The organism is Martelella alba (genome assembly GCF_005217455.1).
GTDB lineage: Bacteria > Pseudomonadota > Gammaproteobacteria > Enterobacterales > Enterobacteriaceae > Acerihabitans.
The window spans coordinates 1-21,927 of the sequence record NZ_SZPQ01000031.1 but is presented as its reverse complement, the minus strand read 5'-3'; the positions used below and the strand labels follow the sequence as shown (position 1 = coordinate 21,927).

At 55.2% G+C, this 21,927-nt stretch carries 19 protein-coding genes; 11 read left to right on the top strand and 8 right to left on the bottom strand.

The window, feature by feature from the left end; all coding sequences use genetic code 11:
• Positions 1-6 precede the first annotated feature (6 nt).
• From FCN80_RS18650 to FCN80_RS18635, 4 genes are all read left to right on the top strand, one after another.
• Positions 7-1,569 carry an ABC transporter substrate-binding protein gene (locus tag FCN80_RS18650; protein WP_230492781.1) on the top strand — a complete coding sequence of 521 codons (1,563 nt, stop codon included), beginning with the start codon at positions 7-9 and terminating at the stop codon, positions 1,567-1,569.
• Positions 1,570-1,667: 98 nt separating this feature from the next.
• Entirely contained in the window at positions 1,668-2,936 is a 1,269-nt protein-coding gene (locus tag FCN80_RS18645) for an MFS transporter (RefSeq protein WP_170975451.1), read from the top strand.
• Positions 2,937-2,959: 23 nt separating this feature from the next.
• Complete coding sequence (locus FCN80_RS18640; RefSeq protein ID WP_136991675.1) at positions 2,960-4,957, top strand: CocE/NonD family hydrolase; 1,998 nt, start codon at positions 2,960-2,962, stop codon at positions 4,955-4,957.
• Positions 4,958-5,111: 154 nt separating this feature from the next.
• Complete coding sequence (locus FCN80_RS18635) at positions 5,112-6,083, top strand: GlxA family transcriptional regulator (protein WP_136991674.1); 972 nt, start codon at positions 5,112-5,114, stop codon at positions 6,081-6,083.
• Here FCN80_RS18635 and FCN80_RS18630 read toward each other — a convergent pair.
• Positions 6,058-6,846 carry a nitrilase-related carbon-nitrogen hydrolase gene (locus FCN80_RS18630; protein ID WP_136991673.1) on the bottom strand — a complete coding sequence of 263 codons (789 nt, stop codon included), beginning with the start codon at positions 6,844-6,846 and terminating at the stop codon, positions 6,058-6,060. The genes FCN80_RS18635 and FCN80_RS18630 overlap by 26 nt on opposite strands.
• Positions 6,843-8,855 (bottom strand): CocE/NonD family hydrolase, encoded by a 2,013-nt coding sequence (locus tag FCN80_RS18625; RefSeq protein ID WP_136991672.1) that lies wholly within the window; start codon positions 8,853-8,855, stop codon positions 6,843-6,845. The genes FCN80_RS18630 and FCN80_RS18625 overlap by 4 nt, the downstream gene beginning before the upstream one ends.
• Before the next feature lie 203 nt (positions 8,856-9,058).
• On the opposite strand from FCN80_RS18625, the gene FCN80_RS18620 reads away from it, so the two are divergent.
• Positions 9,059-9,505, top strand: a complete 447-nt coding sequence (locus tag FCN80_RS18620; RefSeq protein WP_136991671.1) for a GNAT family N-acetyltransferase — start codon at positions 9,059-9,061, stop codon at positions 9,503-9,505.
• 31 nt (positions 9,506-9,536) lie between these two features.
• On the opposite strand, the gene FCN80_RS18615 is transcribed toward FCN80_RS18620, so the two are convergent.
• Together FCN80_RS18615 and FCN80_RS18610 are read right to left on the bottom strand one after the other, a co-directional pair.
• Positions 9,537-10,607, bottom strand: coding sequence for a type III polyketide synthase (locus FCN80_RS18615; RefSeq protein ID WP_136991670.1), 1,071 nt, complete (start codon positions 10,605-10,607; stop codon positions 9,537-9,539).
• Positions 10,608-11,291: 684 nt separating this feature from the next.
• Positions 11,292-12,212 carry a transporter gene (locus tag FCN80_RS18610; protein WP_136991669.1) on the bottom strand — a complete coding sequence of 307 codons (921 nt, stop codon included), beginning with the start codon at positions 12,210-12,212 and terminating at the stop codon, positions 11,292-11,294.
• 987 nt (positions 12,213-13,199) lie between these two features.
• On the opposite strand from FCN80_RS18610, the gene rfbA reads away from it, so the two are divergent.
• The 4 genes from rfbA to FCN80_RS18590 are packed head-to-tail and all read left to right on the top strand — an operon-like array spanning position 13,200 to position 16,834.
• Positions 13,200-14,081, top strand: coding sequence for a glucose-1-phosphate thymidylyltransferase RfbA (rfbA, locus tag FCN80_RS18605; protein ID WP_136991668.1), 882 nt, complete (start codon positions 13,200-13,202; stop codon positions 14,079-14,081).
• Positions 14,078-14,644: a dTDP-4-dehydrorhamnose 3,5-epimerase gene (rfbC, locus tag FCN80_RS18600; RefSeq protein WP_136991667.1), complete on the top strand. Its 567-nt coding sequence runs from the start codon at positions 14,078-14,080 to the stop codon at positions 14,642-14,644. Before rfbA ends, rfbC begins: the two co-directional genes overlap by 4 nt.
• Positions 14,641-15,513 carry an SDR family oxidoreductase gene (locus FCN80_RS18595; protein WP_136991666.1) on the top strand — a complete coding sequence of 291 codons (873 nt, stop codon included), beginning with the start codon at positions 14,641-14,643 and terminating at the stop codon, positions 15,511-15,513. Before rfbC ends, FCN80_RS18595 begins: the two co-directional genes overlap by 4 nt.
• Before the next feature lie 7 nt (positions 15,514-15,520).
• Positions 15,521-16,834, top strand: a complete 1,314-nt coding sequence (locus tag FCN80_RS18590) for a rhamnosyltransferase WsaF family glycosyltransferase (RefSeq protein WP_136991665.1) — start codon at positions 15,521-15,523, stop codon at positions 16,832-16,834.
• Between the two features lie 37 nt (positions 16,835-16,871).
• Here FCN80_RS18590 and rfbB read toward each other — a convergent pair whose 3' ends face one another.
• Positions 16,872-17,930, bottom strand: a complete 1,059-nt coding sequence (gene rfbB / locus FCN80_RS18585; RefSeq protein WP_136991664.1) for a dTDP-glucose 4,6-dehydratase — start codon at positions 17,928-17,930, stop codon at positions 16,872-16,874.
• Positions 17,931-18,878 (bottom strand): glycosyltransferase family 2 protein, encoded by a 948-nt coding sequence (locus FCN80_RS18580; RefSeq protein ID WP_230492780.1) that lies wholly within the window; start codon positions 18,876-18,878, stop codon positions 17,931-17,933.
• 525 nt (positions 18,879-19,403) lie between these two features.
• On the opposite strand from FCN80_RS18580, the gene FCN80_RS18575 reads away from it, so the two are divergent.
• Together FCN80_RS18575 and FCN80_RS18570 are read left to right on the top strand one after the other, a co-directional pair.
• Complete coding sequence (locus tag FCN80_RS18575; protein ID WP_230492779.1) at positions 19,404-20,174, top strand: ABC transporter permease; 771 nt, start codon at positions 19,404-19,406, stop codon at positions 20,172-20,174.
• Positions 20,175-20,176: 2 nt separating this feature from the next.
• Complete coding sequence (locus tag FCN80_RS18570) at positions 20,177-20,893, top strand: ABC transporter ATP-binding protein (RefSeq protein ID WP_136991663.1); 717 nt, start codon at positions 20,177-20,179, stop codon at positions 20,891-20,893.
• Positions 20,894-20,946: 53 nt separating this feature from the next.
• On the opposite strand, the gene FCN80_RS18565 is transcribed toward FCN80_RS18570, so the two are convergent.
• Both FCN80_RS18565 and FCN80_RS26940 read right to left on the bottom strand, forming a co-directional pair.
• Positions 20,947-21,660 carry a GntR family transcriptional regulator gene (locus FCN80_RS18565; RefSeq protein ID WP_136991662.1) on the bottom strand — a complete coding sequence of 238 codons (714 nt, stop codon included), beginning with the start codon at positions 21,658-21,660 and terminating at the stop codon, positions 20,947-20,949.
• A 10-nt stretch (positions 21,661-21,670) separates the two neighbouring features.
• Positions 21,671-21,927: hypothetical protein (locus FCN80_RS26940; protein WP_230492778.1), on the bottom strand; the 257-nt coding region annotated here is incomplete at its 5' end.

Sequence of the window (21,927 nt, the reverse complement as noted above, 5' to 3'; positions counted from 1 at the left end):
CCCTCGATGAACAGACGTGACCTATTGAAAACAATGGCGATCCTTGCCGCTGGGGTTTCCGGTTCGCTGGTGATCGGCGGACAAACCCTGGCGTTCGCCGCCGATAACAAAAATAAACGACTGCGAGTGCAAAATGATCAGGATATCACCAATCTCGACCCCGCCAATCGTAGCGGCTGGTATGACGAAATGGTCATGTTCGCCGTTTATTCCGGTCTTTGCCAGTACAAGGCCGGCACCGAGTGGGGATGGAAATTGGATGCCGCCGAGTCGCTGGAACAGGTGGACCCGCTGACCGTGCATTTTCGGCTGAAACCGGGGATTAAATGGACTGGCGATTTTGGCGAGTTGACCGCCGAGGACGTAAAATATTCTTTTGAGCGTTTTCTGGATCCCAAACTGTCGGCCATCTATGCCTCCGATTGGGAAGCATTGGATCATGTGGAAGTGAAGGGGCCGTATGAAGGCGTTATTCACCTAAAACATCCTTTCGCGCCGCTATTTACCAGTACCTTGCCTCATGCGTCGGGATTGATCGTCTGCAAAAAGGCAGTGGAAGCCGCCAAAGACAAAAAAATCGGTACCGATCCCCTGGCGTCGTCCGGTCCCTACCGTATCGGCGATTGGCAACCCCGCGAACGTCTTACCCTGGTGCGCAACGAGCATTGGACCGGCCCGCACAGTGACTATGACCAGATCCAACTGATGCCTATCGGTGATCTCAACACCGCCGAGATGGCTTTCGAGGCGGGGGATCTGGATATGACCAAAATCAATATCAGCGCCATCCCCAAATACCAGCAGGGCGTACCCGGCGTCACATTGACCGTTCGTCCCGCGCTGGCCTATACCTGGCTTGGCATGAATGTCGATCACCCGTTGCTGAAGGATGTGCGGGTCCGCCGGGCCATTCAGCAAGCCATTGATGTCCCCTCTGTGCTGGATGCCGCCTTTGGCGGCGCGGTCAAGCCGGCCTACGGTCTGGTACCGCCGCCGTTGCCCGGCGCCCGCAGCAAGAATATTTACCCGTATTCGCCGCAGACGTCCGAAAAGCTTCTTAAAGAAGCCGGCGTATCCAATCTGCAGTTGCGGTTGGATTTGAATTCCTCCACCGATGGCGGCACGGTGGCGCAGGTTATCCAGGCTCAACTGGCTCAAGTGGGTATTTCTCTAAAAATCAATCAGATGGACAGCGCGGCTTTTGTGGCGGCCGGGCAGGAATCGGAAGGGGACGCCTGGAAAGATTCCCAACTGCGTATCACGACCTTCACCACCGCGCCGGACGCCAGCTGGGTTACCGCCTGGTTTACCTGTAACCAGGTGGGGATTTGGAATACCCAGCGTACTTGCGATAAAGACTGGGATAAGCAAAGCGCCGCAGCGGCTGTCGAGCTGGATCAGGCCAAACGCGCGGCGATGTATGTCAAGTTGCAGGATCAACTGGAAGAAACCGGCGCCTATGTCTTCCTCTATCACGGCAGCAACGCGTGGTTAACGCCCGATCATATCAAAGGCGCTTGGACGCCCGATGGTCAGTGGCCGTTATTCCGCGAGGTATCCGCCGTCTGATTTCCCGGTTACGGCCCGTTTTCGCCGGGTCGATTTATCCAGAACGAAAATAGCCGGGCACGGCCGTTGATCGCGCCCGGTATGCTATGGGAGCTCCCTTGAGTACTGCCCGTCTTCCCCTTGCGCCCAAAAAAAGTTTCCGGTCCGCCGGCAGCGCATTGCGGCATCCTAATTACCGCAGGTTTTTCGGCGGCCAGTTGCTATCGGTCATCGGCAACTGGATTCATACCATCGCGCTGGGCTGGCTGATTTGGCGCCTGGGGGTATCATCTCCGTTTATGCTGGGTTTGCTGGCGTTTTGCAGCCAGGGTCCCATCCTGCTGTTCGGGCTGTTCACCGGCGTGATTGTCGATCGCTGCGATCGGCGCCGGCTGGTACTCGCCACGCAAATCGGTCTGACCCTATTGGTTGCGTTGCTGTCAGCCCTGACCCTGAACAATCTCATCACCGATAAGTCGGCCATTGCCGTCGCCCTGGGCCTGGGGCTTATTAGCGCTTTTGATTTGCCGGGGCGTCAGTCGCTGGTGGTGGATCTGGTGGAGTATGCCGATTTGGGCAATGCGTTGGCGCTTAATTCAGTCATTTTCAACGGCGCCCGACTGATCGGCCCGGCCCTGGGCGGTATATTAGTGGATAAAGTGGGCGAGGGCTGGTGTTTCGCCTTTATTGCCGCGTCCTATGTGCCGTTAATCATTTTCCTGGCCGGCATGCGAATCCCACAGCGCCCGCCGGCGGAGCGCGCCGGCAATGTGTTGAAGGAAATGGTCGAGGGCTTGCGGTTCCTGCGCCAGGATGCAAACGCATTGCGCATTCTATTGCTGGTCGGCCTTTGCAGCCTCACCAGCGTGCCGTACTTTTCGTTTTTACCCATGTTGGCCGATCAGGTATTGCATGGCGGTCCGGCGGGTTCCGGCATCCTGATGAGCATCACCGGGGTCGGCGCATTGGCGGCGGCGCTACGCCTGGCCTACAGCAGCGGTATCGAACCCATGCGCCCCTGGCCGCTTTGGGCGACGATCATGCTGGCTCTCTCCCAGATTTGCCTGGGTTTATCCCATCTGTTTTGGCTGAGCGCGCTGATTGCCGCGCCGATAGGTTACGCCATCCTGACACAGAACCTGACATCCAATTCCTTATTGCAACATCAGGTACCGAATCATCTGCGCGGCCGCGTGATGTCCTTTTATTCAATGATGCTGATAGGCACGGTGCCTATTGGCGCCATTGTCTGCGGGGGGGTGGCTCAACTGATGGGGTTACCGTTGACCATGATCATCGGCGGCCTGATTTGTCTGGCCGGCGCGGCGGCCATTGCCGGTTGGGGATGGGGGGGCGGCCGGCATGATCCCGCCTCCCCCTGTGCTTGATTACTTATTCTAAGGTGTCCGATATGTCTGATTCGATAGATTATTCGCTGGCGGTTCCGGCTTTTCGCCAGATAACCGTACCGTTATCGGACGGCACGCTGCTGACCGCCCGCTTATGGCTGCCTGAGGGCGGCGCCCGGGCGCCGCTGGTGCTGGAATGGATCCCTTACCGCCAGTCGGACAATACCGCGGTGGGGGATTCCATGCTTCATGGGTATTTTGCCGCCCACGGCATCGCCGCCATGCGTATCGATTTGCGCGGCAGCGGCAATTCCCAAGGTTTGCTGCGCGATGAGTATCTTTCCCAGGAGCAGGACGACGCGGTGGATGTTATCGCCTGGATAGCCGGGCAGAGCTGGAGCAATGGCAATGTCGGTATGATCGGCATTTCCTGGGGGGGCTTTGCCGCCTTGCAAATCGCCGCCCGGCGTCCGCCGGCGCTGAAAGCCATCATCACCTGTTGTTCCACCGACGATCGTTATACCGACGATGTGCATTACATGGGCGGCGCGTTGCTGACCGACGGCCTGCAATGGGGCAGCGGACTGTTCACCCAGTTGGGTCGCCCTCTGGACCCGGCTTATGCGGGGGGGGCGTGGCGCGATCAGTGGTTGACCCGGCTTGAGGGCATGGCGCCGCCCTTGGCGCAGTGGCTGGCGCATCCGGAACGGGATGCGTTCTGGCGCCACGGTTCGATTTGCGAGGATTATTCGGCGATCCGCTGTCCGGTTTACGCGGTCGGCGGCTGGACCGACGGCTATTGCGACGCCATTTTGCGTATGATGGCGCATCTGGAGGTGCCGCGCAAAGCGCTGATCGGCCCTTGGACCCATATCTACCCCAATTGGGGCACGCCCGGCCCGGCGATGGATTTTCTCGGCGAATGCCTGCGTTTTTGGCGGCAATGGTTGCTGGATGAACCCACCGGTATTATGGATGAGCCCATGCTGCATCTCTGGCAAGGCGAAAATTTGCGGCCTGATCCCGCGGCGATGGGCCTTGATGGACATTGGATCGCCCTGCGGCAATGGTCTTCGTCTGCCGAAACGCGGGATTTTTTCCTGGCCGACGGCCGGCTGAGCGAGAAACCGGGGTTGGATGACTCCCCGTTACTTGTGGATTCGCCGATGCATTGCGGCATGATGGGCGGGGAGTGGTGCCCGCTCGACGGCGGCGGGCAGGCGCCCGAATTCCAAGCGGATCAGCGTGCCGATGACGGTCTATCGGTTTGTTTTGATACACTGGCGCTGCAGGCGCCGCTTATCCTTTGCGGCAAGGCGCAATTGGCGGTGGATATCGCTTTTGACGGCCCTTCGGCGTTGCTGGCGCTGCGCTTAAATGAAGTGGACGAAGACGGCCTTTCCGCGCGGGTGACCTTCGGCCTTCATCGGCTGGTCCGCCCGGATGTGCCGGCCGGTCAATCGTTTAGGGTGGTGTTGCCGCTCAAGGGCGTCGCTTATCGTTTTGCCGCCGGGCGCCGTCTGCGGTTGGCGTTGTCCAACGCCTACTGGCCAATGGCCTGGGCCGAGCCCGGTCAGGGACCTGTGCGGATCTGGCCGGCCAGCGGCATTTTTCGGTTACCACAGCGTAGCGCGGATTGCCATGATGTGCCCGATGCCTTCGGCCCGGCCCGCTCGGCGCCGCCCCTTGAACACGAAATAGTGGCGCCGGAGACGACATCCCGGCAGGTTGTTTGGGATGCCGGTCGCCACCGACATCGGCTCACGATGGAAACGCAGCGTCAGCGGGTGCGTATCGGCGAGTTGACTTTTGATGGCGCCGGCCGCGAGATCCACGAAATCGGCGCGACGCCCGCAACCGCCAGTTGGTCCGCCGAACGAACGCAACGCTACCAGCGTCCCGGCTGGCATATCCGCTTGCAGAGCGAAAGTCGCCTGTTTTGGGAAGATACGGCGCTGGTACTGATATCGCGTTACACCGCCTGGGAAAATGAACAACAGATATTCCATCGCCAGTGGCGGCATCGTTTTCCCCCCCGGTCTGCCGGCGCCGAGGATTAAGGGCGCTCTTTGGGGACAATGGCCGTAACCTCATTCCGGCTTAGGGATGCCATTCCGGCCCCATGGCGCTGAACGGCCGGGCCCACCCAGTGGCGCGGGCCCGGCCGAATAGGGTATTGTTTATATCTATGTGATGAGCTGAATTAAATTTGCTATGCCGGTTGTCGAACCCACGGTATTTACCTTCCTGCTCGGTCAGGATTTCTCCATGATGAGTCTGGCGTCGGCCATTGAGCCGTTGCGCTCGTATAACCGGCTTTACGAGAAGCAGGCTTTCGTCTGGCATCTGGCCAGCCTGACCGGCGAGCCGGTGACGGCCGCCAATGGCATCCCTTTTCCCACCCGGGCGATTGATGAGATTATGGCGGGCTCCCATTACCTGTTCGTTTGTGGCGGCGAACGGGTGGTGGCGCCGAAGTTTGAACGCGGTTATCAAAAGGCCATGCGTCAGGCGGCGCGAGCCGGCGTCCTCATCGGATCGCTTTCCACCGGTACCTTTTTGCTGGCCAAATGCGGCCTGCTTGACGGCTACCGTTGTACCATTCATTGGGAAAGCCGTTCGGCGTTCCGGGAGACCTACCCGCATATCGAATGTACCCGCAAAATTTATGAAATCGACCGGGGACGGCTGACGTGTTCGGGGGGAACGGCGGCCATGGATATGATGCTCAATCTGATCGCCGAGCGCTATGGCGACGATCACGCCGCCGCGGTCGCCAACCAGTTTCACCATGAGCGGATACGCAGCGCCGACGACGATCAACGGGGTGGCCGGCCGGCCGTCGCGGCGATGCCGCCGCCGCTATCCGCCGCCATTGGCATTATGCAGGCGCATATCGAGGATCCGCTGACGCTGCCGGATATCGCGGCGCGGGCCGGTATCGGCAAGCGTCAGCTCGAACGGTTGTTCGCCCGGCATTTCGCCAAATCCCCGCAACGGTTCTATCTGGAACTCCGGCTGGAACAAGCCAGGGAAATGCTGATTTACTCCGATCAATCGATCATCGACATTGCGGTATCGGTGGGCTTCGGTTCGACATCGCACTTCGCCGGCTGGTTTCGCCGTACCTTCGGTATCCTGCCTTCGGCCATGCGCCGGGTCAGACGGGCGAAAAATCAGACCTGATTCGCCGCTCCGCCAGATAAGGGTGGGTCCGGCGCCAGTTCGCCAGAAAGGCCGGATCAATATCACCGGCGATCAGCGCGGCGCCTTCCCCCGGCACCGCGGCGATAATCGCGCCATCGGGTCCGGCGATTCGGCTTTGGCCGATGCAGGGGAAAAGACCCGTGTTATCGCCGCGATTGGCGAAGATGACAAAGCAGCCGTTTTCGTAAGCCCTGGCCGGCACCACATGCCGCGGCACCACATCATAGCCTTTGGTGGTCGCGCTCACGCACAACAGACAGTCCATTCCGTCTATGGCCTGGATACGCGTCATTTCCGGGAAATCAAGATCATAACAAATGGCCAGCCCAAATCGCATGCCGCCCAGCGCAAAACCGGCGAACCCATCGCCCGGTGCAAATAGGGTGGTTTCATACCCTGACCAGAGATGTATTTTGCGATAATCAGCCAATATCCGGCCCTGGCCGTCAATGACCCGCACCGCGTTGTGTAGGGTGTTCGCGGCCGCGTCGCGCTCAGCATATCCGAACGCCAACGCCTGCCTTTTTTTACCGGCCAGCGCGCCCAGGCTCTGAAGCGTCGGCCCCTTTTTGTCCAGCGCCATCCGACGGATGCGTTCCGGGTCGTCATAGCCGCACAAAGCCAATTCCGGCAGCACAATCAAATCGGCGTCCGGCAGGCCCGCCATGGCGGATGCCACCCATTCGACAATATCCGTTTCGTCGGCGGGAGCGCCGGTTATCTGGGCAATGCCGAGTTTCATTGGCGTTTCTCCGGCAACGCATCGTCAAAAAAAGGATAATAATCAGACCACTGACGGTGGAAAAATGCGTCGTCGCCGTCAAAAGCCTCCAGGCTGGAATCCAGCCGCCAGCCACCGTTATCGGCGCTCAGCCGGCTGCGGGTTTCCAGTCGGGCGCACCAATCGCCGCGTTGAAAGCCGGCGCTGCGCACCGCCAGCGAGTCGGCCCGCCGGGGGTCAAGGGCGTTGATTGTATAAATCTCATGACCCAATGCATCCAGGCGCAAACCGGTCTCCTTTAGAAACAATGCGCCCAGGTTGCGTACCACTTCCAGCGTGGTATCGCCATCATTCATGTCTCGGCTAAGACGCAGACGTCCGCGTGCCGGTGGTGTGATGACACGGGCGGGCTCGGCGGGGGGAACTTGCGACGCGCCCAGATCCGGGGGCGGACAGGCGTCAACCAGGCTATCGCGTACCGGTAATGCCAAACTGCCGTTGTACAACGTGAGAACGGTGCGTACCGGCAGCGGGGCGGCCAGTGGCCAGTAGGCGCTGGATATCGCCACTCGCAGGCGATATCCGGCCGGTAAGGCGAATGCGACGGCGTTTAGCGGGACAACGACATCGTAGGCCTTGCCGGCGATCAGCGGTTCGCGCCGGTCATGGCCGTTACGCTGGGTGAGATTCAGCAGGCCGTAACTGATACGCAGCGAGACGCCGTCCGGCGCCACGGCATTCAATCGCACCGCGGCCATGGCCACAACCTGATCGGCCGACAGCCTAAGCCGCACGGTGGGGCGTCCGGCAATGTACAGCGGTGCAGACAGCGGCGGTCCATCGAAACAGGCGGAACCGGCATCGTCCTCCCGCTGATCGCCGGGCATATCCGGTCCCCAGCCATAAGGGCACCATTCGCCGGATGCGAGGCCGGTAACGGCGGGGGAGCATATTTTCTGCTGAAGAATATCCCCTGGCGCCGCTTCGTCTTCCCGTAATCGGCCCCCGGATGCCAACGCAAACAGACGCGGACCGATGGCCGGCGAAGGCCAGTACCGTTCCGCGGCCCACCGCCCTCGCCGCTCGGTATAGCGCGCCCGTGGCGGTTCCGCTTCCTGCAGCCAATAGGTCAGCATGGGTTCGTCCATGATACCGGTGGGTTCGTGCTTCAACCAATGATCGAACCAACGCGCCACATAACGAATAAAATCAATACGCGGCCCCGGTGAGGCGACATGGGGGAACGCATGCCCCCAGGGGCCGATCAGGCCCTTGCGCGGTCCGGGCAGATTTTCCAACAGGCGCAGGACGGTATTGGTATAGCCATCGGCCCAGCCGCCCACCGCCAATACCGGCGCCTCGATCAGGGCATAGTCTTCACAAACCGACCCGCTGCGCCAATACGCGTCGCGCGTCGGATGAGACATCCAGCGGCCCGCCGGGGGGATTTCCATCCCATGCAATCGCTCGAGCCACATGGTTTTCCAGCGGTCGCCGACCACGGCGGGATCCGGCGGCGTCGGGGTCCAGGTGAGCAACGTGGCGCCGTATTGCAAATTGTCGTTAAGCAGTACGCCGCCCATGTAATGCATATCGTCGGCATAACGATCATCAGTGGAACAGGCGGTGACGATGGCTTTCAAGGCCGGGGGCCGTAATGCGGCGATTTGCAGGGAATTAAAACCGCTCCATGAGATGCCGATCATGCCTACCGCGCCGGAGCACCAGGGTTGTGCGGCGATCCAGGCAATCACTTCGCAGGCGTCATTCCATTCCCGCGGGGTATACTCATCGTTCATCAGGCCATCGGAATCCCCGGAACCGCGCATATCCACGCGGATGGCGACATAGCCGTATTCGGCCAGACCGGGATGTAAAAGGGCATCATCGCCGCGATGCCGATCCCGTCGACGGTAGGGCAGATATTCCAGCACGGCGGGCGACGGCCGATCGCCCTCTGGCAACCAAATTCGCGCCGCAAGGCGGTTGCCGTCCTGTAAAGGAATCCAGGCTGTTTCGATTACTTTCATCGTATGTCTCTCGGTCGCGGCGCAAAAGGGTTGTCGTGACTTCATCTTTGCACAGTGCGCAATGAGAGCCATACCAATTGCGACTGAATCAAGCATAAATACGACATTGCCCGGGTTAAAAGGATTTTGTCTCGTGCAACCAAAAGTAATAGACTGCCGACGTAGATATCTCGATATCGCTTATTTCCATCAAAGGCATCGCAATGAACTTGGTATGGCACCACTGGCGTCATCAAGAGCTGACGACGCGGCAACTTTACGACATCCTCGCTTTGCGGTGCGCCGTATTCGTCGTCGAGCAAAATTGTCCTTACCAGGACCTCGACGGACAGGATCTGGTCGGTGATAATCGTCACGTTGCGGGCTATCTGGATGGACGGCTGGCGGCTTGCGCCCGGATTCTGACCCAAGGTCCGCATCTTGTCATCGGAAGGGTCATCGTGGCGGCGCACGCCCGAGGATGCAATCTGGGTTATCGGCTGATGGAACAGACGCTGGCGGTATGCGCCGCAAATTGGCCGGAGCGGATCATTCATCTTTCCGCCCAGGCGCACCTGCAAAAATTCTATAGCCGTTTCGGTTTCCAGCCGGTTACCGATGTGTATGTTGAAGACGGTATTCCCCATATCGGTATGGATAAGCGGCCCTAGGCGTGGTTGTCCGCCGGCGGCTGAAGACCCCTCAGGCGGTTAGCCGTTTCAGGTCGTAGTCGCCCCATTGGGACAAGTTCATCTCGGCGATAATGCCTGGTCCGAAACCGGCGATGATACCTCTTCCCCCGGGCCTGAAGATGCTGTCTTCATGCATGCGGCGATACGCTTCGAACACCACGGAGCTGGCGATGTTGCCGCAATTTTCCAGCGTATCGCGGCTATAGGAAAATTTATTTCGCGCAACGCCAAGGTATTTGCATAAATCGTCAAGAATACGAGGACCGCCAGCGTGAATAATATAGTAATCCAAATTATCGATTTGCCATTGATGGGCCGTCGCCAACTCCTGCATTACCGGCGCCAACGGTTTCATGGTGCCTGGTACGCGTTTGTCCAGGCGAAAATGAAAGCCCGTGTCTTTAACCGCATAACGAATCCATTCATCCGTATCGGGAATCAGGTAGCTGGCGTTCCTCAATAGCTCAAGCCCATTTCCAGCGCGCGACGTTACCACCGCCGAGGTGATGGCGTCGCCGAACAAACCGTCGGAAAGCAGACTGCCGATATCCCCGTCGGTGGGCTGATAACTCAGTGAGCAAAATTCACAGCTGACAATCAGTACATTGCTGCCCGGATGAGCCTGGATGAAATCATGAGCCCGATTAATTGCCGCGCCGCCGGCGGCGCAGCCTAATTGCGAGATGGGAATCTGGACGGTATTCAGGGGCATGCCCATTTTGTTTATAAGCCAGGCGGTCAGGGAGGGCATTAAAAATCCTGAACAGGACACATATATGATGGCGGAAACATCTTTGGCGGTGATATCGGCATGCCCAAGTGCTTCTTCGATAACAGCAGGAACTCGCCGTTTGGATTCATATTCAAATACTGCATTGCGATAGCCGAATCCGGGATGTAATGTGGCCAGTTCAATAGGCTGGATGATGTGCCTTTTTCTCACGCCGGTATTAGTAATTAATTCAATGGCCTTGTCTAAATTGGGGTTATCCTTGAAGTCTTTCCTGGCTAAAGCGATAGTGTCTTCAAGAGTGATTATATGCTCCGGCAGATAAATAGCTGGCTTGTGCAATGTAGGCATTCTTAATGGCTCCAAAAATTCATTATAATAACTTGATTTAATAAGGTGACAAAAAATAAAAATCCCTAATAGAGTGATGGTCTCGAATCCATTTGTCAATTAATGTCATTGCTGGTCTAAAAATAAAGTTGATATTTTAAAAACTATTGTTATTCAAAACGTTAATCATCATACATTTTATTTTTCAGGTTGAATGGAGTCGGAATAGGCCGGAAATAAATATGATATTCACTTTCAGGACAAACTATCGATTTTGCACTTTTCCAACAGAGCAACTCTGTTGCGATGGCCTTCCGGCGCCGGCTGGCCGGCATTCGCCCATGAGAATGAAAAAAAGGGGTGACAGGGGTAAATATCAATTTTCCCCTCACGAAATACTGCATGGGATTTTATCCGCTATGTGATAAGGGTTTTAGCCTTTTCCCGAGGTTTACCACGGCTTTGCTTGCCGGGTGGCGGCGCGCCCTGGACGCCACGGCAATACCGTGCGTACCTTGGGACAATGCAATCTGGCTGGCGACGGCACTCGCACATCGCGTTGACCCGGCACGGCCATGAGCGATGAATATAAAGCCATGCGGGAAGTCGGCCGCCGCCGGTTTTTTATTAAAATACCCCTTATGATCTTAGGCTTAAGGCTGGTCATGGGGAGAATGCATTCACTCCGCAAAATGTGGGCCGCAATTACCAAAATTGCCTGACGGTCAACCTAACCGTCTGACCGTCGGGTTGACCGGAAGGTTTGGCCACCACGCCCTCGTAATTGAAAATAAGATCGCCGCCTGCCCAGGCGTTTAAACCCAAACCCACACCCAACCGCAGAGTGCTGGCCCGATTGTCCTGATCGGTATTATCAATGCGGGTTTCGCCGCCGAAATTGTAGTAAGCATCGGCCGATAACCATAACCGCTGGGTGACATTGCGACTGGCATGTCCCTCAAGGGTATACAAGGGTTTTTGACTTAGCCGCGAGGCGCCGCCAACCCGATAGTCATTGTTGTCGGTGAAAAACCGCGCGGTGAGATAGGTTTCATACCAGGTCCAACCCTGATCAGGGGTATAGCTATAGTTGACGGTAGGACTGATGGTCCAGCGGTTGCTGCTGGGATTCATCGCATCCGTGGCATCGTAGGTGCCAAGCGGTGTACCGATGAAGAGATGAAAACTCGAGAAAGGACCGGGCGTGAAGGTATGAAATTGTTCCCTGGTCAGCGCCGGCGCGCCGAACATATTCATCTGCCATAAAAAACCGACGTCGGAAATGCCCCGCCCGGAAGCGCGAAAATCATCGGAGGTGGCCTCCAGATAGCGATGGGGCAAAACAACCGACAAGCCGCCGGTTCTGCCCCAGTAATCCATGGTTCTCGTCACCATAACGGATTGTGTCAGAACATTGGCGCGGACACTGGATGTGATATCGGTACCGTCTTCCGGCGTAACCGAAGTCGAGTATCCCACATTGTAAAATGTAAGCCAGGAGTCGATGGGTGCGTTGAGATAATCCCGGGCTGATCCGGCCAAGGCGGCGGACGGTGACAGCCATATCAGGCACCCGTAAGCGGCGGTATAACCCAGTGCCTTTGTTATATAATCAGTCAGCGCCATCTTTGTTTCTCCTTAAAAATTAACTTCGCTATGGCAATCGACAGTATTAGCCAATATATTGACGATATTTATCGTTCATAGTCCGAAGCACATCGCTCGCTAACCGCCGCGAGGTAATGTGAATAATCCAGCGTATTGATGTGAGAAATTAATTTCATTAATGTATCTATGTTGCTCTACTTTAATGGGGTTACTTATGTTAGCGAATAAAAGCAGGATGCGTCTATCCTATTATTCTAATTAATTTTTCTTTACTAACGGCTTGCGCAAGGGGCGGTGCGGGGTTATTGCCTTGGATATTATTAAAGAATGTTTATCCACCAAAACGTTATACTCGCCATACTTCACGTTGCCTCTTTTTTGGCTACACATGCTCGCCCCAGTCACATAGTTATCTATGCTCCTGGGAACTTGCTCGCTTGCCGCCGCGATGCAATTTGAATTATTTAGAGTATATATACCCCGGTGACATAGTGTTTTCCCAAGCGCGGTCCCCGCTATCCTTAATGCCCCCCTGATGGGTGGATTCCATTGGGTCCAAATCCGCCTGCGCCAGTAACGCCTTGCGAGATAGGTTATTAGGTTAGCACCCGTGGTCTTCAGGTTCATCGCCAAGGTCTGTCGTCGCCGAGTCGACTCTGGTCTACGGAGATGATTAAAAACATGTTTCCATCTCTCCGATAGTCAAAAAAAGATTTTGGGTTATGATGAATCCGCTGAGTCAGCGCCGGGTATTATGACATGACTTGTCCAGCACAATAGATATATCTATTACATTGGCTCATCATACGTCAAGCTGCCTCTTTGTTGGCTGCGTTAGCCGCCATTGCGCCGCAACTTGGGCTTATATAATTGAGTTGCGAGTAAAACCGATTTCGTGATTTGGGTGAGCAAATGCCGCAGACAAAACGGCGATGTGGCTGGCGAGTCAAGCGGTGATCTTTTACATGTTTGCGGTCAGTAGGGGACGTCCAGAGGAAAAAACTCATGAAACGCAAAGGGATAATTTTGGCGGGTGGAGCGGGTACCCGTTTGCATCCCGCCACATTGGCCGTCTCCAAACAATTGCTGCCGGTATTCGACAAACCGATGATTTATTATCCCTTAAGTACCTTGATGCTGGCGGGGATCAGGGATATTCTCATTATCTCCACCGAGCTGGATATCCCGCGGTTTAAACAATTGCTGGGCAGCGGGGAACAATGGGGAATATCATTACATTACCGTGTTCAGCCTTCGCCGGATGGTTTGGCGCAAGCATTTATTCTCGGCGAGTCTTTTGTGGATAACAGCCCCTGTGCTCTTATTCTTGGTGATAATATTTTTTATGGAAATGATCTGCCGGTATTATTACGAAACGCCATGCATCATGAAAATGGCGCCAGCATCTTTGTCTACCATGTCCAGGATCCTGAACGTTATGGCGTCGCGAAATTCAATGCCGAGGGTCAGGTCATTAGCCTTGAAGAAAAACCGACGCATCCGCAATCGAATTGTGCGGTAACAGGCCTTTATTTTTACGACAGGCATGTCTGCCGTTTAGCTAAAACATTAGAACCGTCCGCGCGCGGTGAGTTGGAAATCACCGATCTTAACAAACTTTATCTTGAGCGTGAATCATTGAAAGTCCAGGTCATGGGCCGGGGATTCACCTGGTTGGATGCGGGTACGCATAACTCGCTACTCGATGCCAGTCAATTCATCGCCACGTTGGAAAGCCGACAGGGGCTGAAAGTATCCTGCCCGGAAGAAATCGCCTATAAGCAACGCTGGATAGACCATAAACAACTGGCTGATTTGGCCAGGCCACTGGTGAAAAACAGTTATGGGCAATATTTGCTATTTTTACTTAAAGAGAACGTGCAATGAAAATATCAAGTCTCTCGATCCCGGATATCCTATTGATAGTACCTCCGGTATTTAGCGACGAACGCGGATATTTTTGCGAAAGTTTCAATCTCGGTAAATTTTGTCAGGCAATCGGCCGGGAATTGCGCTTTGTGCAAAATAATGAATCCTTGTCGGTAAGGCATGTCATCCGCGGCCTGCATTATCAGGTCGATAAGCCCCAGGGGAAACTGGTCCGGGTCGTGGAAGGCATGATATTCGATGTCGCCGTGGACTTGCGCCGCTCATCACCGACTTTCGGTCAATGGACCGGCGCGTTACTGTCCGACGAGAACCAGCGTCAGCTTTGGCTCCCGGAAGGATTCGCCCATGGCTTTCAGGTGATATCGGAACGGGCGAAAATCCAGTATATGGTGACTGAATACTGGTATGCGCAATATGACCGCTGTATCCGTTACGATGACTCTGATATTGCGGTGAAATGGAAAAATATGGCCGCGGATGTCGCCGATAGCGTTCCCCCTCTGATTTCCAGAAAAGACAGCGCCGGAACCACTCTGGCGGTCGCCGAGGTATTTCCATGACACAAAAAATCGTTATCACCGGCGGCACCGGTATGCTCGGCATGTATGTCACTCATGCCTTGAGCCATTGCCGTTATGACATTGTGATGGCTGATCGCAGACGTTGCGATCTGGCCAATCCCTGTTCCGTGTATCAGTATATCTCTGAATTGAGACCGGATATCATTCTGCACTTCGCCGCCGAGACCGATGTGGATTTATGCGAGCGCGAACCGGCCAGGGCCGGTATTTATAATCATTTGTCCACGGAGCAGATCGCCAAAGCCGCTCAGGGAAGCAGCGCCTGGTTATTGTACATCTCATCCTCCAATGTGTTCGGCGCCGAGGGGAAAATCAGTTATAACGAGCTGGATATTCCCTTGCCGACCAATTATTACGGTCGTTCGAAACTGAACGGCGAGGAGGCGGTAAAGATCTATTGCCCGGAGAAACATCTGATTTTGCGTGCCGGCTGGATGATCGGCGGCGGCCCGAATAAAGATCATAAATTTGTCGGTAAAATCATACGGCAAATCAAATCCGGCGCGACGGAACTGAAAGCGGTAAATGATCGATTGGGCAGCATCACCCATGCCGCGCAACTCAGCGAATTTATCATCAGAGCGATGCATGACCGGCAGACCGGTACTTTCCACTATGCCAGCAACGGTACGATAAGCCGTTTTGATATTGCCCGGGAAATCGGCGAAATACTACGTTACCGCGGTAATATCGTACCGGTACAGTCCTCCTTATTCCCCTTATCCGCTCCCCGGCCGTTCTCCGAGGGCATCAAATCCCTATACCTCTCCACTCTGGACGCATCCTTGAATCCCGGCTATTGGAAAGAGGATTTGGCAAAATATGTGGCGACTTTCCAGGATAACTGACGTAATCATGCTTTATCACTTCAAGCGACTGTGGTTTTGCGCCAAACAATATGGCTGGGGCAATGCCCTGATTTTCGCCATGTATAAATGCCGTCCGCGATTATTCGTCTTGTTGCATCATCGGGTCAATCCCGGTTCCAATACGGTATGGCCGGAAATGGCCCAACTGGATTCGGCGATGACCTGCGATACGGTGCTCGATTACCGGCATTGGCGCGATTATGGCGGCGCTGTCGCCCCTGTGCCGGCCAAAGACGAGCGGCCGGTATTCATTTGGTTTGTACCGGACTGGACCAATGTTTGGGGCGGTGGTCACTATACGCTGTTCCGGTTCGCCAATCATTTCGCCGGGTTTGGCACGCGCAACCTTATCTTCATCTACGATAACCGGCGGCATACCACTTGCGCGCACTTACAAAAAGATCTGGACTCGGCGTTGCCCGACTGCAAGCTTGAGGTTGTCATCGATCCGGCCCGACTGCCCGCCGCCCGCGCGGCCTTGGCCACGACCTGGCAGTCGGCTTATCATGTCCGGGCCTTCACGTTCACCGAAAAAAAATTCTACTTCATGCAGGATTACGAAAGCCTGTTTTATGCTTATGGCACCACCGCCATGCAGGCCAACGCCACCTATGGCTTCGGTTTTATCGGTATCACCGGCGGCGGCTGGCTCAAACGATGCTATGAAGCGCATGGCGGTTGCGCGCGGCCCTATCTGTTCGCCGCCGACCGGAAGATCTTTTTCCCCGCCAGACGCGACGCCATGGTACGGCAAAAGGTAACGCGGTTGTTTTTCTATGGCCGACCGTCCACCGAGCGCCGGTGCTTTGAACTCGGCATGGCATCGCTAAAGAAAATCGCCGAAAAATTCCCGATGGTGGAAATTGTCATCGCCGGTCTGGATCTGAAAGCCCGGCCGCCTTTTCCCGCCACGCTGATGGGCAATCTGTCGCTTCAGGCCACGGGCGACCTTTATCGAAGCTGCGATATCGGCATGGCCTTTTCCGGCACCAACCTCTCCTATTTGCCGGTCGAACTGATGGCTTGCGGGGTACCGGTGATCGCGAATAACGGCCCGCATGTGGAATGGCATTGTCAGCACGGCCGTAATGCCTATCTGGCGGATCCGACGCCGCAAGCCATGCTGGAGGCGTTTACCTGTCTGTATGACAATGGTTCGTTGCGACAACAACTGGCGAACGGCGGTCTGGCCACCATGGAAACGTTAAGTTGGGAATCCCAGATGAACGATATCTATCATTATGTCATGTCTCATCTCGCACCGCCGGCGACGGAGGACAGCCTGTCCGAAGCGCAATAACGCCGCCCCCGGTTTCGCGGGCCATCCGGGGCGGGCATCACGAGTAGTGTAGCTCAAGCCAGTGGCGGTAAGCGCCGCTGGCGATGTTATTGGTCCATTCCGGATGCGCCAGATACCACTGCAACGTTTTTTCCAGGCCGGATTCAAATGTTTCCGCCGGCTGCCAGCCAAGCTCCCGTTCTATTTTGGAGGCATCCAGGGCATAGCGGCGATCGTGGCCTGGGCGATCCCGGATAAAGGTTATCTGGTCCAGGTAAGAGGCGCCGCTGGCCTGGGGTCTCAGCTTATCCAGCAAGCAGCAAAGGGTCTGAACGACTTCCAGATTGGATTTTTCATTCCAGCCGCCGATGTTGTAGTTTTCCCGGATGCGGCCCGACGCCAGCACGCAACGGATAGCCGCGCAGTGATCCCTGACATACAGCCAGTCGCGTATTTGCCGGCCGTCGCCGTATAAAGGCAGGGGCTGGCCGGCCAAGGCGTTATGAATAATCAGGGGAATCAATTTTTCCGGGAACTGATAGGGGCCATAATTATTTGAACAATGAGTGGTGATCACAGGTAAATCGTAGGTGTGGCCATAGGCTCGCACCAGATGATCACTGGCGGCTTTACTGGCGGAATAAGGACTGTTGGGTTCGTAACGATCGGTTTCGCGGAAGGCAGGTCCGACTGGGGTCAGCGAACCGTAGACTTCATCGGTGGAGATATGGACGAATCGGAAGTCGGCCTGGTGCGATCCGCTGGCGGCAAGCCAATATTGGCGGACCGCTTCCAATAGGTTGAATGTTCCGACCACATTGGTTTGGATGAACGGATCGGGGTGATCGATAGACCGATCCACATGGCTTTCGGCGGCAAAATGGATCACGGCGCGCGGGCGATGCTCACGCAGCAGATCGGCAATCAACTTCCGGTCATTGATATCGCCATGGACAAAAATGTGGCGCTCATCGCCGGCTAATGCCGCCAAATTATCCCGATTGCCGGCGTAAGTCAGTTTGTCCAGGTTGATGATGATCTCATCGTGGCCGACCAGCCAATCCTGTATGAAATTACTGCCGATAAAACCGGCCCCGCCGGTGACGAATATGCTCATTTAAAGTTTCCTGAAAATTACAGCGAATAACAGGCCGAGATTACCCAGCAGGGTCTGCCGGTATATTCCCGACTGCTTTAGCACCAACAGCCGAGGCAAAAGCCAGTCCCGGCGTGCCCGAATAAATTTGAATAACAGATGGTTGTTTTCCCGATTCAGTTTTTGGCTGATAAGTTGCAGTGCCGATACATTACAATCTATCCAGCGCCTAAAATCGCCGCGCCATAATTGGCCGAGCCGGGCCAAACGATTACGCAGGCCCAGGTTGCAGCCGATCAGGTTGGCCGCATGCTGGCGGTAGCGAACGGATGGGTAATCATCGTATACGGCGCTGCCGCCGCAGCCGGTCACCACCAGATAGGTCCACCAATCGTGGGAAATGATATTGACGCAGCCGGCTTCCCGCAGCAGATTGCGGGCCGCCCGGTTAAAAATCATGGTATTACCGCCGCCAAGGCTTTGGATCAAGGCGTTGGCGAAACTCGGCTTCCTGCGAAACAGTGGCGAGAGGCCCAGCTCCTGATTGTTTTCATCAATAAGGCGGGTACGCGAACAATATAACATCGGTTGTTCACGGCCGTTCTCCTCCAGGATGGTTAACGCGCGACGAAGCTTATCGGGTTCCCAGATATCATCTTGATCGGCATAGGCGTAATAATCGGCTTGAATCGTCGGATTACAGGCCAGCGACAGAAAATTTTCAGCGAATCCACGGCACGGGCCGGATAAAAGTTTGACCCGTTCCGGTCCCCATTTTTGCGCGAAATCCTTGATAATGGCCAGACTGGCATCCCGCGAGCCGTCATCGGATATCCAGATAGTCCAATTCGGCCAGCATTGGGCTGCGATAGAATCCAACTGCATCGCCAGAAAACGCTGGGCATTGTATGTCCCCATCAGGATAGCGACGCTCATGCCTGATTGAGCTTGCGGGTGCGAGACGTTCAAGTGCGCTCCTGTCTATACGCGTGGGCGTAAAGAAAATAACGGCCGAAAATCAAATGGCCCGAAATAGCATGAAAGGTGATCGAAAGATCATGAATTTGGCTATACGCGTCATACTTCAAGTCGCCTCTTTGTTGGCGGCGTCCGTTCACCCCAGTTACCTCGTCGTCTATACCTTGGGGGTTATGAGAGACATTCTTTCTCTCACCGGGGGCCGGCCATGGGCGGTTTAAATTCGTCCCCGACGAATTTGTCACTCACTTGCCGTCGCGATGCAACTTGAATTATTTAGAGTATAATCCGGTGATAAGCTATTTTAGCGTATGCGAAAACCGCCGGCATGGCTGGAATAGGTTATTAACACGATAATGATGGAAATAATAAATTTACCCTGATGAGATATAACAACAAGGATATAAATGACTTGCTGCCTGCGCAATGGCTGGCGTTATAGGTCCGATTCGCATTAGACTATCGGCGGCCTGCCAAATAAGGGATAATTCAGGACGTGTGGCTGTAATGGACTTTATGTCGAGAGATCTGCTCAACAGTGTTCGCTGTTTGCCGCTTATTTTTCATCTGGCTTACAGCGATACCAAGGCGCGGTATAAACGCAGCATATTGGGGCCATTCTGGTTGACCCTGGGCGCCGCCATCGGCGTGGCGGGGCTGGGGCTGGTATGGAGCCAACTGCTGCATCAGGATCGCCGGGAGTTTATACCTTCGTTGACGGTGGGCCTGTTATTATGGCAATTTATGTCAGGCTGCGTCACGGAAAGCCCAGCCGTATTCGTCCGTCAATCAAAGATTATCCGCAATTTGCGCTTACCCTTGTTAATTCATCCCATTCAATTGATTGTGCGGCAAATGATATGTTTGGCGCATAATTTACTGGTATTACTGGCGGTATGGCTGGTCTATCCACAGCCACTGGGTTGGTTCACCTTGCTCGGTTTGGCGGGGTTCATTATTGTTATGCTGAACCTTTTGTGGATAACATTATTATTTGGCCTGATAGGCGCCCGGTTCCGTGATGTGGAACAAATCGTACAATCTTTGATGCCGATTGTGTTTTTCTTGACGCCAGTCATTTATCGCGCCGGACATCTGGGTATTAGCCAGGTCATCATTTGGCTGAATCCTTTCTCTTATTTCATTACCCTGGTGCGCGATCCGTTATTCGGGCATGCGCCTGACACTTTTGTTTATCTTGCAGCAATAATAAGCGCCTTATTGGGTTGGGCGCTAACGCTGTGGTTATTTAACCGTTATGCGCCTCGGCTGGCGTTCTGGATTTGACCATGGCCGAGCTTGTTTTCAATGAAGTGACGATCGCCTACCCCATTTATAACGCCCGTTCGCAATCCTTGCGCCGGCAATTGGTTAGAATGGGATCGGGGGGCCGAATCGGCGGCGGCGGCGGCGTTGTGACGGTAACCGCCCTAAATCGGGTAAGTTTCACCCTGCGCGACGGCGATGCCGTAGGATTGATCGGTCATAATGGCGCGGGGAAAAGCACATTGCTGCGCGCCATGGCCGGTATTTATCCCCCCACATCGGGCAATGTGGCGCGTGTGGGGACAGTGGCTACCGTTTTTGAACTGGGAGCCGGCATGGATGCCGAATTATCAGGTTATGAAAATATTCTGCGCATGTTGTTGCTATTGGGCCATAACCTAAAACAGGCCAAAGCCAAAATTCCGGATATCGAGGATTTCAGCGAGCTGGGAAGGTTCCTGGATTTGCCGGTGCGTACCTATTCTTCCGGCATGACCATGCGATTGATGTTCGCGGTGGCGACTTCCGTCAGGCCGGAAATTTTATTGATAGATGAGATGTTTGGCACCGGCGATGAGAGTTTTCAGAAAAAGGCCCAGGCGCGGATGAACGACTGGATCGCCGGGACCGATATTTTCGTGTTTGCCTCGCACGACCATGGTCTGATCAAAACATTGTGCAATCGCGTATTTCGCCTGGAACACGGGGACATTTTCGAAGTGGACAATCACTCGTTGTAGTCGCCGTTTCCCCTCCCGCCCCGGCGCGCCAGCGAAACCTTGCCGGGCCGGCGTTAGGGTTTTTCCCGTAACGGGATGGTCAACTGGGGCGCTTTTTCGACATCCTGAGCGTTGCAGGCGCGCTGATAGCCTTGCTGTACATGCTGGCGCATCATCCGCGCGACGGAATCCGGATCGCGGGCGGCCAGTGCCGTCAGAATCATGCGATGCTCCGTATGGGAGGATTGGGAACTGCCCGCCAGGGAAAATCCCCGGCGGCGCAAAAGATGCATCCGATTGATGACCTGGCGGTACAGACAAAGTAAGGTCTCGTTGCCGGCCATTTCCACCAGCCGGTCGTGGAAAGCGATATTCAGCGAAAAATAGTTGTTGATATCATCGTGACAGGAACTGGATTCCAGTTGCACCAGCATGTTCTGTAATTCCTGAAGTTCGCCGTCAGTGATTCTTGACGCCAGCCGACGGCCGGCGAGTTCGTCCAATCCGGCCCTGACTTCATACAACTCCGCCGCCTCTTCATCGGAAATATCGCGGATTCGGGCGCCTTTGTTTTTTTCCAAAATAACCAGGCCGGCTTCCTCCAACGCGCGGAATGCCTCGCGTACCGGACTGCGGCTTATTTGCAGATGCTCCGCCAGCTCCATCTCGTTGAGTTTCATGCCGGCTTCCAATTCCCGGGTTTTAATCCGTCGCAAAATTTCTTCCTGCACCAAACCCGACAGGGTCGCCGTGCGTAGCACGGCAAACGAATCTTTGGATTGAGACATAAGCCAACCATTATCCTGAGTACTGAGGTCTTTTAACCGTAATATTGTCGACAGTATTCCATAATCCGATGCCGGGTGAAAAGGCTTTCTGTCGGGATAGGGATCCGCGCCTCAAGAATTGGCCCGGACGGAGGCGATGGACCCAGGACTTTTCTTGTTGATTTGCAACGGGCGATCCGGTCTTATCCAGAATGGTAATCCCCCCATTTTTAACGGAGGTGATAAGTAGAATCAGGTCATGCGCTGAATATGCTGCATTGGTGTGAA

Excerpts from the sequence above, each read along its gene's own strand:
- FCN80_RS18650 (WP_230492781.1), top strand. The coding sequence starts at position 7 with ATGAACAGACGTGACCTATTGAAAACAATGGCGATCCTTGCCGCTGGG.
- FCN80_RS18640 (WP_136991675.1), top strand. The coding sequence starts at position 2,960 with ATGTCTGATTCGATAGATTATTCGCTGGCGGTTCCGGCTTTTCGCCAG.
- FCN80_RS18635 (WP_136991674.1), top strand. The coding sequence starts at position 5,112 with ATGCCGGTTGTCGAACCCACGGTATTTACCTTCCTGCTCGGTCAGGAT.
- FCN80_RS18630 (WP_136991673.1), bottom strand. The coding sequence starts at position 6,846 with ATGAAACTCGGCATTGCCCAGATAACCGGCGCTCCCGCCGACGAAACG.
- FCN80_RS18625 (WP_136991672.1), bottom strand. The coding sequence starts at position 8,855 with ATGAAAGTAATCGAAACAGCCTGGATTCCTTTACAGGACGGCAACCGC.
- FCN80_RS18620 (WP_136991671.1), top strand. The coding sequence starts at position 9,059 with ATGAACTTGGTATGGCACCACTGGCGTCATCAAGAGCTGACGACGCGG.
- FCN80_RS18615 (WP_136991670.1), bottom strand. The coding sequence starts at position 10,607 with ATGCCTACATTGCACAAGCCAGCTATTTATCTGCCGGAGCATATAATC.
- FCN80_RS18610 (WP_136991669.1), bottom strand. The coding sequence starts at position 12,212 with ATGGCGCTGACTGATTATATAACAAAGGCACTGGGTTATACCGCCGCT.
- rfbA (WP_136991668.1), top strand. The coding sequence starts at position 13,200 with ATGAAACGCAAAGGGATAATTTTGGCGGGTGGAGCGGGTACCCGTTTG.
- rfbC (WP_136991667.1), top strand. The coding sequence starts at position 14,078 with ATGAAAATATCAAGTCTCTCGATCCCGGATATCCTATTGATAGTACCT.
- FCN80_RS18595 (WP_136991666.1), top strand. The coding sequence starts at position 14,641 with ATGACACAAAAAATCGTTATCACCGGCGGCACCGGTATGCTCGGCATG.
- FCN80_RS18590 (WP_136991665.1), top strand. The coding sequence starts at position 15,521 with ATGCTTTATCACTTCAAGCGACTGTGGTTTTGCGCCAAACAATATGGC.
- rfbB (WP_136991664.1), bottom strand. The coding sequence starts at position 17,930 with ATGAGCATATTCGTCACCGGCGGGGCCGGTTTTATCGGCAGTAATTTC.
- FCN80_RS18575 (WP_230492779.1), top strand. The coding sequence starts at position 19,404 with ATGTCGAGAGATCTGCTCAACAGTGTTCGCTGTTTGCCGCTTATTTTT.
- FCN80_RS18570 (WP_136991663.1), top strand. The coding sequence starts at position 20,177 with ATGGCCGAGCTTGTTTTCAATGAAGTGACGATCGCCTACCCCATTTAT.
- FCN80_RS18565 (WP_136991662.1), bottom strand. The coding sequence starts at position 21,660 with ATGTCTCAATCCAAAGATTCGTTTGCCGTGCTACGCACGGCGACCCTG.